This is a genomic window from Streptococcus orisasini (assembly GCF_001431045.1).
GTDB classification, from domain to species: Bacteria; Bacillota; Bacilli; order Lactobacillales; family Streptococcaceae; genus Streptococcus; species Streptococcus orisasini.
The window spans coordinates 16,419-31,345 of record NZ_BCLE01000041.1; the positions used below are offsets into that span (position 1 = coordinate 16,419).

Sequence of the window (14,927 nt, forward strand, 5' to 3'; positions counted from 1 at the left end):
GAGGCTTGTATGGAATACAGGATTAGAACAGCTGGTGATTCAGCCCTGCTGATTGAATTCGAGCAGGAAATCAAGCAGGAGACAAATCAAAAAATCAAGGCTATCCTTCAATGGCTGAAAGAACAGTCTATTGAAGGGATTCTTGACATGGTTCCTGCATTTGCTTCCCTGCTAATCAGTTATGATCCGCGTCTCCTCTCTTACGATAGTTTAATAAATCAATTAGATACTTTATTGCAACAGGAGGTCAAGGAAAGCCAAGTTCAACAGCGAATCATTGAAATTCCTGTCTGCTATGGTGGAGCATACGGTCCGGATTTGTCCTTTGTCGCTCAGAATGCTGGTCTGACAGAAATGGAAGTCATTGCCAGGCATACTAGCCGTGACTATCTCATTTATATGCTGGGATTTCTGCCAGGTTTTCCTTATCTAGGTGGTCTCGATGAGACCATTCATACGCCTCGTTTGGAAAATCCAAGGCTGACTATTGCAGCTGGCAGTGTTGGCATTGGCGGCAGCCAAACAGGTATTTACCCTATGGCTTCTCCTGGCGGCTGGCGTTTAATTGGCAGAACACCTCTTAAGACCTATGACCCTCAAAGACAGCAGCCCTTTATCTTTGGAGCTGGTGATTATATTCGTTTTAAGGTTATTGACGAATCCGATTATGATAACATTTATCAAGCGGTTTTGGCAGGCAGTTATGAGGCCACTGTATTGACCGGAGAGGAGGTCAGGGATGGGCATTAGGATCATCAAACCAGGCTTTATGACAACTGTTCAGGACAGCGGCCGCAATGGTTATCAAAGTCAAGGATTCAGTGTTTCGGGTGTTATGGATGTCAGATCGTTTCGGATAGCCAATCTTCTGCTGGACAATCCTGAAAATGAAGCTGTTCTTGAATTTTCTCTGGTGGGGCCAACCTTAGCATTCACTCAGGATACGATTATTGCTATCACCGGCGGTGATTTTCAGCCGACAATCAACGGAGAGCCGGCAGCCATGTATACTGCTCTTTATATACACGAAGGAGATGTTCTAGCCTTTGGCGGTGCTAAGACGGGTTCGCGGGGTTACATCAGTTTTTCTGGCGGCTTGAAAATTCCAGAAGTCATGGGGAGCCGCTCAACCAATGTTAAAGTTGGTTTAGGAGGCTTTAAAGGCCGGCAGCTGCAAGCAGATGACTATATTCCCTTTCGCAGCAACCGTCTGTACCTGCCTCACTTTTTATCCAGAAAACTGTCGGCTGATGATTTTGATCAGGATGCGGCTGTTTTAAGGGTTGTTTTAGGGCCTCAGGCACAGCATTTTACGGAAGAAGGCCTGCAGACTTTTCTAAGGGGAACCTATACGGTTACCAAAGATTTTGATCGCATGGGCTGCCGTTTAGATGGTCCCTCTATTGCTCACAAGGACAAGGCAGATATTATTTCGGATGCGACTGTTTTTGGTGCCATCCAGGTGCCAGCTCACGGCAAACCCATTGTCTTATTGGCCGATCGGCAGACAACGGGCGGCTATACTAAAATAGCAGCGGTTATTTCTGTGGATATTCCCAAATTGGTTCAAAGAAAGATGAATCACAGCATTAACTTTGAGGCTATTTCGGTTGAAGAAGCCCAAGACTTGCTGCAAAAGGAGGCCGCTGAATTGGAACAAATGCGCAGCCAGATTCACCAGCCCTGCCCGGAAGTACTGACGAGACGTCCTACCGCTAAACGTCTGGCCGCCCTTTTTGAGCAAGGTTGAACGTTGCAATTGTGTGATATTTAAGTAGGAAATGTGATGATTGAAAAAATACTTGTAGCCAACCGCGGCACGATAGCGGTCAGTATTATTCGAGCCTGCCGCTGCCTGGGAATCCAGTCAGTTGCTGTTTATTCCAAAGAGGATGCTAGGAGCCTTCATGTACAGCTGGCAGACCAAAGTCTTTGCATCGGTCAAGGTTCGCTTGAAAACAGTTATGTGAACCGAGAACATATGATTTCGGCTGCTTTATATACGGGAGCCGATGCTATTCATCCGGGCTATGATTTTCTGGCAGAAGATGCCGAGTTTGCCAAGCTTTGTCAACAACACGGTCTTATTTTTATTGGACCGAGTCCCGAGCTTCTTGAACAGCTGCACGATAATTCTCAAATGGAGCAGATAGTGGCAAAGGTCAATCCTGCTCTCTTATCTGAAAATTCAGCTCCTATTAATCCTAATAAACCTGCAAAAAAGTTCGTGGACTCTTCTCGAACGATTGAAGTCCCAATTGTTGCTGATCATTTTGGCAATATTGTTGCTTTGGGAGAAAGGGACTGTTTGAGTCAGGAAAATGGACAGATAATAGTGGAGGAGACACCCTCACCTGCTCTTGATAGGAAAAGTCGAAAAAGTTTAGGACAGGCTGCTGTTGAGATTGCCAAAGCTGCTCGCTATACCAATGCCGGAACGGTTAGCTTTGCGACGGACAAATCAAATCGATTCTATTTTAGAGGAATCACTGCCAGCATCTCATCTGGTCATGCTTTGACAGAAATGGCAGCGGGGACAGACCTGATTGTTGAGCAGATTAGAATTGCCGACGGGCAGCCCCTATCTTTTAAACAGGAAGATATTGCTGCCAAGGGACATGCTCTTGCCTGCCGTATTAGAGCGCAGTTTTCCTGCAAAGATTCTAAGGCAGAGTCTAGCTTGGTTAAGCATCTGCATCTGCCTGCGGGCAATGGTATCAGAGTGGATACCGCTCTTTATGCCGGTTATCAAATTCCTGAAAATTATAATCCAGAAATTGCTCAAATTATTGTTCAGGCAGCTGATAGATTGACGGCCATTCAAAAAATGCAGGCAGCCTTAGATGAAATGGTAGTGCTTGGTGTTGAAAGCAATTTAGATTTTCAGTATAGTATAATGGAAGACCCTAAATTTAGGGAAGGTAAGATTGATAAAAATTTGATAGAATCATTATGAATTCTTAAGCCAAGGAGATCAGTATGACATATAAAGTTGATTTGAACAGTGACTTAGGTGAGAGCTTTGGTGCCTATCACATGGGACAAGATAGTGAAATTATTCCTTTGATTAGCTCAGCTAATATTGCCTGCGGTTTTCATGCAGGAGATCCTTTGGTTATGCTAAGAACAACCCAGTTGGTTCAGGAAAATAAAATTGCTATGGGAGCTCACCCAGGTTTCTCTGACCTGATGGGCTTTGGCCGCCGCAACCTTCAGATAAGCACCAAAGAGGCTGCAGCCGATACGACCTATCAGATAGGAGCCTTAGATGCTTTTGCTAAGGCCAGCAATATGCAGCTGCAGCATGTGAAGCCCCACGGTGCTCTTTATAATATGGCCTGCAAAGACAGCAAGCTGGCCAGAGCCATTGCTCAGGCGGTTGCCAGTTACGATGACAGGTTAATTCTTTTGTGTCCCGGAGCCAGTGAATTAGCGCTGGCTGCCAAGGCCAGTGGTTTACGAGTGGCAAAGGAGGTCTTTGCTGATCGTGCCTACGAAAATGATGGCTCCTTGGTTAGCCGAAACAAAGAAGGCGCCATGATTACCGATGAACACTTGGCTATTGAACGCTTGATTCAAATGATTAAGGATAAGACAGTTGTTAGTATTGATGGCAAGACCATACCGATTGAAGCTGATTCCGTTTGTGTCCACGGTGATGGTCCCAAAGCGCTTCAATTTGTCAAAGAAATCAGACAAGCCTTCCAGCAAGAAGGCATTGCCATCAGTCCTTTAGCAAATGTTGTCGATTGAGTTCTCACAAGCTCCCCAATAGTCCATAAAAAACTCAGTCTTGTAATGAAACGGTTTTAGTGTTTTCTTTGGCATGCGTTTTGCTAAATAAAAGAAGAACGGAGCTTCTTAAGTTAGTAGCAGAAGCTCTGGGTATGACCTGCCGGGTTGTCCAGCAGGTCTTTACTTGAATGTGCAGCATCCCTTACTTCATGTCTTTGTTAACTAGCAAAAGCGCCCCAGCTGAAAAAGTTGGGGTGCTTTTTACGAATAGAAAAGAGAAAGGAGTCTTTTGACAAAAACAAATGAGCGGATTATAATAGGTGTAAATACAATGTATTCAAGGAGAATAAACATGACAACAATGACTTTGAGAATCAACGACCAAGATGGAGAGTTGATCAAAAAATACATTCAATTACATGGATTGACAATTTCTGAGTTTGCCAGACAGTCTATGCTGGAAAAAATTGAGGACGAATATGATTTGCAGCTTCTCCGTCAGGCCATGGCTGAAGACGATGGCGTGAGGATTCCGATTGAAGATGTTTTTGAGGAATTTGACATATGAAATACCGAATTGTTATCACCTCAAAAGCGGATAAACAGCTGAAAAAAATGGATGCCTTCACCAGGAAGATGATTTTGTCTTGGATTAAGAAAAATCTTTATCACACAGACAATCCCCGCCATCATGGAAAAGGACTGATAGCTAATCACTCAGGCGAGTGGCGTTACCGTGTTGGAAACTATCGGATTCTTGCTAATATCCTTGACGACGAAATTGTGATAGAAGTCTTTTCAGTTGGCCATCGTCGAGAAATTTATTAAATGATTTTTAAGCTTCTTACAAGACTTCTTTAAGCCTCGCTTAAGCAAGAGTGACTATACTATAGTCATCCTAGCAATAGGACTCCTAAAACTTTTCTTTTTCATAGCAGTGGCTACTAACAATCCTCTCACGCTTTCAGCGTTTAAGATTGAAGTAGCTGTTGCATAGGTATTCGTACGACCTAAAGGTCTACGACTACCGTAAATCTCCTAAAAAGAAGGCTGAGCAATCAGTCTTCTTTTGTTTTGCAAGAAGTCTAGCTGACTATTGTTTCCACGCTCTCCTATGCCCTATCGAAAATGAGGAGCTAATCATTGTAGCTGTCAGCAGCGGACATAGGAAATATAGATACAAGAAGTGAGCTAGATGGTTTCATGCATTTGTTGTGCAATAAGCATCTCAATCTTGACAAACCTTAATTAACTTTAGTAGAATAATCTTAATAGGACCGCCCACCTCTCTCTGATGTGACAAGGCGGACATTTTTTATATAGTTATTTGGAAGCAAGCTGAGAGGCTTGCTTTTTTGAGTATTAATATGTAGAAAGACTATTATAAAATGTTATAATAAAGATGATTAATGATTTAAAGGATGTATCAATGAATTATATAGACTTATTTGCGGGTTCCGGTGGTTTATCTCTGGGATTATTTAATTCTGGCTTACATGGAATCTTTGCTGTTGAAAAGAATCAAGATGCATTTGAAACCTTGAAATATAATCTTATTGACAACAAGAATCATTTTAATTGGCCAGAGTGGCTTGAAATGAAGAATTGGGACATTAATGAGCTGTTAACAGTTCACAAAAATGAGTTAGAAATTCTCTCAAATAGTGTGGATTTGATTGTTGGTGGGCCACCTTGTCAAGGATTCTCGATGGCTGGAAAACGTCAGAACAATGATATAAGGAATCAATTAATGCATGCTTATATAAAATTTGTTGAAATTATACAGCCAAAGATGCTATTCTTTGAAAATGTTCAAGGTTTTACTGTTGATTTTAAGAACAGTAAGGAAGTCAAGAATTATTCAGCAATTTTGGTGGAGGATCTTCAAAACTTAGGATATACTGTAAATTTTCGGATGATTACAATGTCTGATTTTGGAGTTCCTCAAAAAAGAAAAAGATTCATCTTATTTGCATCCAGAAATAGTAATGATAGTCAAACTTTTTTTGAGGCTCTTGTTGAAAATACTAATAATTTTTTGCTAAGTAAAAATTTAAGAGTACCAATAACGATTTCTCAAGCAATAGGAGACTTAACTAAAAGTCAAGGTGAAGTAGAGAGTCCAGATACAAAGCGTTTTACAAACGGAGTTTATGGACAAGTCAATTCAAATTATCAACGATTAATGCGCACAAATATAAAAAAAGATTCTCTTCCAGATAGTCATAGGTTTGTAAAACATAAAAAAGAGACAGTAGAATTATTTGAACGCCTTATGGATGCCAGTAATAAGGCTATTAGAATTACTCCAGGAATGAATTTAGTTGAAGGTTTGAAAAAGCGTGGAGTTACCCCATTGAAAGGAGATTCTATTTGCAATACGATTACTTCTATTCCAGATGACTATGTACATTACTCAGAACCAAGGATTATGACTGTTCGAGAGCATGCTAGAATTCAAAGTTTTCCAGATGATTATGAATTTAAAGGACCTTATACAACGGGTGGAGAACGTCGAAAAAAAGATGTTCCACGATATACGCAAGTAGCAAACGCAGTCCCTCCATTGTTTGCTGAGCAGGTGGGAAATGTTATTCTTAATTTCCAAAACTAAAGGAGATGTTTATGGAATCAGAAAAATTACACTTCAAGGTAAGTTCTGGTTTGAAAGATATACTAGGACGGGATCTTATTACTAACGAATTAGTTGCTATTTTTGAATTGGTCAAAAATGGATATGATGCTGATGCCACTGAAATTAATCTTATTATCAATAGTCATGAAAATTCCATTATCATTCAGGATAATGGGAAAGGTATGAACCGACATGATATCGAAAATAAGTGGTTATTTGTAGCACATTCTGAAAAGAAAGATAGCGATCGTGTCTATGCTGGTTCAAAGGGAATTGGCAGGTTTTCTTGTGACCGATTGGGGAGTAAACTAACTTTATTAAGTAAAAAAAATAATGAGCTAAGCGAACTCACCATAGATTGGGGAGAGTTCGAGAAAAATTCTCTGGATGAATTTGAGAAGATGGAAGTTGATTATCGGTCAGGTTCAGAAGTTGAAAATGTATTTGAAGCGGAATCGGGGACTCTTTTAAAGATTACAGGGTTACGTGATGATTGGTCGAAAGACCGTGTTGAAAAAGTGTTTTCAGCACTCCAACGATTAGTGAATCCTTTTATTGACGATGGAAAAATAAAAATCAATGTTCAGTACTTCTCCACAGCTACAGGAATCGCAGAAATAGATAGGGATGTTAGTAATAACATTGCTACGGTACTAGATAAGAAAACAATTTACATAGAGTGCGAAGTTAAAGAAAGAGAAGTCAGTGTCACGCTTTTTGACAAAGAAAAGACAATTTATTCTTTTGATATTGAAAATACAACAATACTTAAGAATATTTATTTTAAAATATATTATATGGGGACGGCAGCAAAAAATAATTTTTATAGAATTATGAAAGTTCGTGCCAAAGATTATGGTTCTATTTTTCTTTATAAAAACAATTTTCGTATATTTCCGTATGGAGAGGTTGATTATGACTCTTTTGGATTAAACTTGAGAAAAACTCAAGGATATAATCGTTATTTAGGACATCGTGAATTGTTGGGTTGGATAAATATTACAGACTCAGAAAATCACTTTAATGAGGTGACATCACGTGACAGAGGATTTGTGACTAATGCTTATACAATCGCATTTGAAGAATTATATATGGAGTTTATTCAACGGCCGTTGGAATCTTATGTCCAGTTAGTTAAATTTGGTAATAGTGATATAGATGATATTCAAACAGACGATAATGAAGCTGTTGAAAAATTAACAAGTCGATTTAAAAAATACAAATTTACAACAGTTCCTAGATATTATCAATTACCTAAAACTGCTCAACCTTTAAATAAAAAGTTTGATTTGTTAGATGATGAAACTACCAGTATTTCTGAGAAAAAAGAGATTCAAAAAAATTTAAAACAAGCTACGGTCGAGTTAACAAAAGAGAATCGTGAGGTAAAAAGAGAGAGGGAGCAAGTATCTAGAGAAAATTTAAGGCTAAAAAATGAGATTACAGTAAAAGAAGCAGTTCTTGAAAAAAATAAACCAGCAAGACAAGAGTTACTTTTTCATGAACTTGGCAAAGTAGGAGGAGACTTAGATGATTCTATCGATGTAATTATTGATCTCATAGCTGAACTAGAAGATCCAATAAAGCATAGTATTCTAGAGCAAGTTGCTAAACTCAGGAGATATGCAGATAGGCTAACCTCAATAAAAACACAAATATTACGTGTTAATAATCAATCACTTGGAGATACAATCAGAATAGATATAAAACAATATTTAACTGATTACTTTGATATTGCTTCTGAAGAATCAAATGCGAAGATATCAATTTTGATAAGTGGGAAACCGGTATATAAAGATGTTAATATTTACGATTTTGGAGTAATACTAGATAATCTTCTATTAAATGCAGAAGAGCTACGTAGAGATGCAGAAATTAATATTTACTTTGAAGAAAATGACAAAGCATTTCACTTTATTTCTAATACTGGTCCGATTCCAATCGATCCCATTGATTCTATTTTTAATTTAGGAGTTACATCTAAAGCGGTAGGTACAGGTATTGGCATGTATTTATGTCGAGAAATTTGTGAAGAATTCGGATGGAAAATTACTATAAATCAATCAGGGGAGTTTGTAGATTTTAGAATAGGATTTGGAGAAAAAGTGTGAGAAAAAATATTAATATTGTTTGGCTTGAGGATGATCTTAAGGCAGGTGCTCATAAAAAAAGGGTTAATGTAGTTGAAAATATTTTAAAAGAAAAAGGATATATATCTAATTTTATTTTTAAAAAAACTTTTGATGAGGCAAAACAAGCGTTGGAAGAAGATAATAGAATAGATTTTTTTATTTCTGATTTTAATTTAGAACAAGATGAAACAGGGTTAACATATTTAGATGAAATAAGGAAAAGTAGGGGATATAAACAATTTGTAATATTGTATTCAAATAAATCAAATAGTGATCTAAAAAAGGATGTGATTGATTACTTTAAATTACCAGCAACTCCTAATTTCACCTTCTCTAATTTTACTTTCTTCTCGGTTAGTGGGAATAGACTGATAGAACAAAATTTTAAGGACGCAATTGAGGTTATTCTGTGTAGATGGGATGAACTTAATGCCCTACGTGGTCAGTATATGTATGAAAATGCAGAATTAGAATATCATCTTCGAAAACTTTGTACCGAATACCCCACAGATAAGCCTTATAAAGAACTAGTGAAAAGTTATTTTTTTAAAAAACTAAACTTAAGTAACATTCAAAGATCTAACCCGTCTTGTTATGATAAATTAAAAAAAATTAAAGATAATTGGTTAATTCTTGTAGATAGGAGAAATGCACTAGCTCATGTAATAGAGGATTATGACAGCAATAGTGGATATTACATAAAGTCAATTTCTGAAAAACAAGGCGACTCTTTTACTATTAGTGAAAGTAACTTGGATGAAGAACGTTGTAATTTACTTGAAGTAGTGGATATGGTGAAAAAATTATTAAAAATTAAATCTTAGACTAAAATATAAGTTCGCATCTTTCTTTATAGATGCGAACTTTTTTGTTATAATAATCCTATATAATTCGTGAAATATCTGTATTTCACAAAATAAACTCAGTTTTTGGGAATTTTTCCAGACGTTTTCTTTATATTGAGGTATCTTAGCTATGAAACTTTTGGTTGTTGGTTCTGGCGGTCGTGAGCATGCGATTGCGAGGAAGTTGTTGGAGTCTCCGCAGGTTGAGCAGGTCTTTGTGGCGCCCGGCAATGACGGGATGACGTTGGATGGTTTGGAAATTGTAAATATCGGAATTTCCGAACATTCTGCTTTGATTGATTTTGCAAAGAGCAATGATATTGCCTGGACTTTTATTGGTCCTGATGATGCCTTAGCAGCTGGCATCGTTGATGATTTTAACCAAGCTGGGCTTAAAGCTTTCGGACCGTCAAAATTAGCGGCGGAGCTGGAGTGGTCCAAAGATTTTGCCAAGGAAATCATGGTCAAATACGATGTTCCGACAGCAGCCTATGGCACATTTACCGACTTTGAAGAAGCCAAGGCTTATATCGAAAAGCAGGGCGCACCAATCGTCATCAAGGCTGATGGTTTGGCGCTGGGCAAGGGTGTCGTCGTGGCAGAAACTGTGGAACAGGCTGTAGAAGCGGCGCGCGAGATGCTTTTGGACAATAAGTTTGGTGATTCGGGTGCGCGCGTGGTTATCGAAGAGTTTCTGGACGGTGAGGAGTTCTCCCTCTTTGCCTTGGTCAACGGCGATAAGTTTTACATCCTGCCGACAGCTCAGGATCACAAACGGGCCTACGACGGCGATAAGGGGCCAAATACAGGCGGTATGGGGGCTTATGCACCGGTGCCGCACCTGCCTCAAAGCGTGGTGGACACGGCGGTGGAAACCATCGTCAAGCCTGTGCTTGAGGGCATGATTAAAGAAGGACGGCCTTATCTGGGCGTGCTCTACTGCGGCTTAATCCTGACCGCTGATGGTCCCAAGGTCATTGAGTTTAACGCGCGCTTTGGTGACCCCGAAACGCAGATTATCCTGCCGCGTTTGACGTCTGATTTTGCGCAGAACATCACGGACATTTTGGCTGGTAAGGAGCCTGACATCACTTGGCTAGACGCGGGTGTGACCCTTGGCGTGGTCGTTGCATCAAACGGCTATCCCTTAGCCTATGACAAGGGTGTGGAGCTGCCAGCTAAGACTGACGGCGATATCATCACTTATTATGCAGGGGCTAAGTTTGCGGAAAATGGCGAGCTGCTCTTGTCAAACGGCGGACGTGTCTACATGCTTGTTACCACAGCAGACACGGTCAAAGCTTGTCAGGAAAAAATTTACAGCAAACTTGCCGAACAAGAAACAGCGGGCCTCTTTTACCGACATGATATCGGCAGCAAAGCTTTATAATTCAGGTGTATTAAATATTGACGCATGAGGCTTGAATATAAAATTTTGGTGTTTGAAAAATGAAAAATAGACTGCTATTTTTAGAAGGTTCTAGCTTAACTTCAAGAGAGACTCTAACAGTATTGCTAAAAGAAGGCTACAAAGTTGATGTCCTGTCTCCTGATAAGTTTTCTATTGCAAGATTCAGTCGACTCACTCATAGAATTCCGACAGTTGATGTGAATCGTTTTCCTGTAGATTATTTGAAACAAGTTAATCAGCTGCTTCATCAAAAAAATTATGTGGCTATTTTGCCAACACATGAAGAAGGTTGGTTATTGGCGAGTGGGAAGAAGTTTTTGCCAACTCGTTTGCCAGTAGCGCTTGCTGATAAGGAACAATTTGAAAAGTTAGCTGGGAAGATCGCTTTTGCTGAAATTTCAGACCAGTTAACTTTGCCGATTCCTAAATGGGAGCGTGTGGAAAAACTAGAATCTATTTCATTTCCCTATCCTTATTGGCTAAAGGCAGACCATGGCACTGCTGGACGTTCGGTTTATAAAATTACAAATAAAGAAGATTTGGCCAGAGCCGCGAGCGTTTTATTGGCCAATGATGAAAAATGGATGGTTCAGCAAGATATAAAAGGAGAATATGGGCAAGTTCAAGCAATATTTAATCACGGGAAATTACTTGCAGTTCATTCTAGTATAAAGGTTGCATCTGGTGCTGGTGGTTCAGCTGCTGCTAGATTAAGTATAGAATCTGAAATAACGAAAAAACATGTTGAAAAGTTAGGAAGTTATTTAAAATGGCATGGAAGTCTAACCTTGGATTTTATACGTGTTCATCATCAGTTTTATTATATAGAGTGCAATCCCAGAATGGTTGAACCTGCTAATGCTTATAAAGCGGGGGTTAATTTCCCGAAAATGATGATAGAATTAAGCAATGGCAGCTGCTCTCAGCCTGATATCTGTATAGGAAAGTCTGGAGTAAAAACACACAGTTTGTTGGCATTGATAATTGGCACTGCTGAAAGAACCAAGAGCAGGAGAAAGATGTTACAAACCATAGGGCACTGGCTTTTAAAAAGTGATAGTGAGGAGGTGTTAACACCAGCTTGGAAAGACTTTTTGAGTTTTATTCCTCTTGCCATTATTACAATCCGATTATTGATAAATCCTAGAAGTGTCACAAAACTGGTCAATAATACTGTTAAACATTACAGTGTAGAAGCAGCCACCCTAAAAAATCTTTGAGTAAAAGATTCCGTTTATTCAAAGAGAAAAAGGAACATTCCGTTAGTTTACTTATTCTTTTCTACGGGATTTTCGCAAATAACAAAAAATCGCTATAACATAAAAAACGAAAGGAATTGAACACGGGACTAATTTCCTAGGAAAAAAGATAAAACTGCCTAGACGCAAGCGTCGTCGTTAGTTTTCCCTCTCGCATTTGGGTTGTAAGGCTCAAGGCTAAAATAATCCACTGGATTATTTTACTTCTACGGAAATTTTCGGTAAACCGAAACGTCCCTTTGTATCTTATTATGAAACCAATTATTTCTATTATCATGGGCTCAAAATCCGACTGGGCCACTATGCAAAAAACTGCCGAGGTTTTGGACAAATTCGGTGTGGCTTATGAGAAAAAAGTGGTCTCTGCTCACCGCACACCAGACCTCATGTTCAAACACGCTGAAGAAGCACGCGACCGCGGCATTAAGGTTATCATTGCAGGTGCTGGCGGTGCAGCGCACTTGCCGGGTATGGTAGCAGCCAAAACAACGCTGCCTGTTATCGGTGTGCCTGTCAAATCGCGCGCCCTCTCAGGATTAGACTCGCTTTACTCTATCGTGCAAATGCCGGGCGGCGTACCTGTGGCAACTATGGCCATTGGAGAAGCGGGAGCTACTAATGCTGCTCTTACTGCCCTGCGAATTCTCTCGATTGAAGATCAGAATTTGGCAAAGCTGCTTGCAGATTTTGCAGAGGAACAAGGGAAAATCGCGGAGGCGTCAACGGATGAGCTCAACTAAAACCATTGGTATTATTGGCGGCGGTCAGCTGGGTCAGATGATGGCCATTTCCGCTATTTACATGGGGCACAAGGTAGTAACGCTGGATCCGACGGCGGACTGTCCTGCCTCACGCGTGTCTGAGATGATTGTGGCGCCTTACGATGATGTGGACGCTTTGCGTCAACTGGCTGCGCGCTGTGATGTACTCACCTATGAGTTTGAGAATGTTGATGCCGACGGACTGGACGCGGTCATCAAGGCTGGTCAGCTGCCACAGGGGACTGACTTGCTGCGCATTTCGCAAAACCGTATCTTTGAAAAAGATTTCCTCGCCAACAAGGCCGGCGTGACAGTCGCTCCTTATAAGGTGGTGACTTCCAGTCTGGATTTAGAAGATTTGGACTTGAGCAAGACTTACGTCTTGAAAACAGCCACAGGGGGTTACGATGGTCACGGTCAAGTCGTCATTAAATCACAGAACGATTTAGCTGGCGCTAGCCAATTAGTTAACGCTGCTGAGTGTGTCTTGGAAGAGTTTGTGGACTTTGACCTTGAAATCTCGGTTATCGTGTCGGGCAATGGCAAGGACGTGACGGTTTTCCCTGTTCAGGAAAATATCCACCGCAACAACATCCTCTCAAAAACCATTGTGCCTGCCCGTATCTCAGAGCAATTGGCTGAGAAGGCCAAGAGCATGGCAGTACAAATTGCTAAAAAACTCAATCTCTCAGGCACTCTCTGCGTGGAAATGTTTGCGACAGCCGATGATATCATTGTAAACGAAATCGCCCCGCGCCCTCACAACTCAGGGCACTATTCCATCGAAGCCTGCGATTTTTCCCAGTTTGACACTCATATCTTAGGCGTGCTCGGCGCGCCCCTTCCTCAAATCCATCTCCATGCTCCAGCCGTCATGCTCAACGTCCTTGGCCAGCACGTCCAGCAAGCAGAAGAATACGTCTCCAAAAAACCTAGCGCTCACCTCCACCTATATGGCAAATCAGAAGCCAAGCACAACCGCAAAATGGGCCATGTGACGGTGTTTAGTGATAAACCAGATGAGGTGAGGGAGTTTGGGGAAGGAGTGGAATTTTAAGTGAAATTAAGAGTAAGGGAATATGGTTCAACTATTTTTGGGAGATTTAGGGCTTTTTTTAAGAGTAGAACGATAGACTCTGAACATATAATAGGGATGGGATATGCATTTGCTTATCTATTGCCGTTTTTGATCAACAGTTTAGTGTTTGCTATTTTTAGTCTAGTTTTAAGCTATATACCACTCTCAAATCTCACAATACCTTTTGGAATGTTTGTAATTAATATAGTATTGTTAATTAAATTTGTAAAAAGAATTGTTGCATTGGTTAAAGAAAAGAGAATTCTATTACCATTAATATTAATTTACATAATCTTCTCATTTTTATTGGCTACAATTTTTTGGTTCGGATCTACATTTTTGGCTCTTACAGTTATTATAACTCATTTCTCTCCTGATAATACTACTATTGCTGAATTAACAGACATGATAAGATACTATAGTGAAAATTATCAGAAAATGATAGTTAGTTTTAAATCAAATGCAAGACTAGCTATACCAATATTACAAACTCTTGGATTATCCTATTTTCTAAATCTGTTTATCCCTAAAAAATATCAAAATATTGATATCCCTGTAAAAAATAAATTTTTCCGGATATTGTTAAAGATCGGATTCCTGATACTTCCAGCAGTACTCTTTATCATTTTTTCAAAGATTGATAAAAATTCTTATCCAATTATTGCTGGTGTTGGACTTCTTATAATTTGGTTCTCAAAACCTCAGAATATAATTGGATTAATAAGTCCTAGTGTTAACATTACTGACGAGGATGTGAAACCAGAAATATTAAATAAAGTAAAAATTTTAAAATTATTTTTAACATCTATTGAGGTGTCTTGGGGGATAAGCATTTTTTGCTTTTATAATTATAATTCTATTATAAGATTTTACATTACTTCTGGAATTTTATTTTTTAGTATTTTTCTATTAATTATTTGGCAGATTTACTTGAAATCTCATAAAGAAGAGTGGATAAATAAAAATTTAAAGGAAAATGTTGCTAAAAAAGTTCTTGATAAAGTAAATACTAAAAAGTAAACAAAATAGAAAGGAGCATGGAGATCGTTATTCAACCTAATCACCCTAATC

General features: G+C 39.4%; 14 protein-coding genes. All 14 read left to right on the forward strand.

Going from position 1 to position 14,927, the window contains the following annotated elements; all coding sequences use genetic code 11:
- Nucleotides 1-9 precede the first annotated feature (9 nt).
- The 14 genes from pxpB (at nucleotide 10) to SCSH_RS08875 (ending at nucleotide 14,876) form a co-directional block, all read left to right on the forward strand.
- Nucleotides 10-750, forward strand: a complete 741-nt coding sequence (pxpB, locus tag SCSH_RS08810; RefSeq protein ID WP_057491530.1) for a 5-oxoprolinase subunit PxpB — start codon at nucleotides 10-12, stop codon at nucleotides 748-750.
- A complete protein-coding gene (locus SCSH_RS08815) occupies nucleotides 740-1,750 on the forward strand; it encodes a 5-oxoprolinase subunit C family protein (protein ID WP_057491532.1) in 1,011 nt (336 codons plus the stop codon). Before pxpB ends, SCSH_RS08815 begins: the two co-directional genes overlap by 11 nt.
- Before the next feature lie 36 nt (nucleotides 1,751-1,786).
- Nucleotides 1,787-2,956: a biotin carboxylase N-terminal domain-containing protein gene (locus SCSH_RS08820; protein WP_057491534.1), complete on the forward strand. Its 1,170-nt coding sequence runs from the start codon at nucleotides 1,787-1,789 to the stop codon at nucleotides 2,954-2,956.
- A 23-nt stretch (nucleotides 2,957-2,979) separates the two neighbouring features.
- Nucleotides 2,980-3,753 (forward strand): LamB/YcsF family protein, encoded by a 774-nt coding sequence (locus SCSH_RS08825; RefSeq protein ID WP_057491536.1) that lies wholly within the window; start codon nucleotides 2,980-2,982, stop codon nucleotides 3,751-3,753.
- Between the two features lie 334 nt (nucleotides 3,754-4,087).
- Nucleotides 4,088-4,303 carry a type II toxin-antitoxin system RelB family antitoxin gene (gene relB, locus SCSH_RS08830; RefSeq protein WP_057491538.1) on the forward strand — a complete coding sequence of 72 codons (216 nt, stop codon included), beginning with the start codon at nucleotides 4,088-4,090 and terminating at the stop codon, nucleotides 4,301-4,303.
- Nucleotides 4,300-4,563: a type II toxin-antitoxin system RelE family toxin gene (locus tag SCSH_RS08835; protein ID WP_057491540.1), complete on the forward strand. Its 264-nt coding sequence runs from the start codon at nucleotides 4,300-4,302 to the stop codon at nucleotides 4,561-4,563. The genes relB and SCSH_RS08835 overlap by 4 nt, the downstream gene beginning before the upstream one ends.
- A gap of 601 nt (nucleotides 4,564-5,164) precedes the next feature.
- Entirely contained in the window at nucleotides 5,165-6,349 is a 1,185-nt protein-coding gene (locus SCSH_RS08840) for a DNA cytosine methyltransferase (RefSeq protein WP_057491542.1), read from the forward strand.
- A gap of 11 nt (nucleotides 6,350-6,360) precedes the next feature.
- Nucleotides 6,361-8,481, forward strand: coding sequence for an ATP-binding protein (locus SCSH_RS08845; protein WP_057491544.1), 2,121 nt, complete (start codon nucleotides 6,361-6,363; stop codon nucleotides 8,479-8,481).
- Nucleotides 8,478-9,326, forward strand: a complete 849-nt coding sequence (locus SCSH_RS08850; protein ID WP_057491546.1) for a hypothetical protein — start codon at nucleotides 8,478-8,480, stop codon at nucleotides 9,324-9,326. The genes SCSH_RS08845 and SCSH_RS08850 overlap by 4 nt, the downstream gene beginning before the upstream one ends.
- A gap of 151 nt (nucleotides 9,327-9,477) precedes the next feature.
- A complete protein-coding gene (purD, locus tag SCSH_RS08855) occupies nucleotides 9,478-10,737 on the forward strand; it encodes a phosphoribosylamine--glycine ligase (RefSeq protein WP_057491548.1) in 1,260 nt (419 codons plus the stop codon).
- 59 nt (nucleotides 10,738-10,796) lie between these two features.
- The gene (locus SCSH_RS08860; protein WP_057491550.1) at nucleotides 10,797-11,978 is read left to right on the forward strand and encodes an ATP-grasp domain-containing protein; all 1,182 of its coding nucleotides are present in this window, start codon (nucleotides 10,797-10,799) and stop codon (nucleotides 11,976-11,978) included.
- 290 nt (nucleotides 11,979-12,268) lie between these two features.
- On the forward strand, nucleotides 12,269-12,757 hold the full coding sequence (purE, locus tag SCSH_RS08865) for a 5-(carboxyamino)imidazole ribonucleotide mutase (RefSeq protein ID WP_057491552.1): 489 nt from the start codon (nucleotides 12,269-12,271) through the stop codon (nucleotides 12,755-12,757).
- Nucleotides 12,744-13,835, forward strand: coding sequence for a 5-(carboxyamino)imidazole ribonucleotide synthase (gene purK, locus SCSH_RS08870; RefSeq protein WP_057491554.1), 1,092 nt, complete (start codon nucleotides 12,744-12,746; stop codon nucleotides 13,833-13,835). The genes purE and purK overlap by 14 nt, the downstream gene beginning before the upstream one ends.
- Nucleotides 13,836-14,876, forward strand: coding sequence for a hypothetical protein (locus tag SCSH_RS08875; RefSeq protein ID WP_057491556.1), 1,041 nt, complete (start codon nucleotides 13,836-13,838; stop codon nucleotides 14,874-14,876).
- Nucleotides 14,877-14,927: the final 51 nt, after the last annotated feature.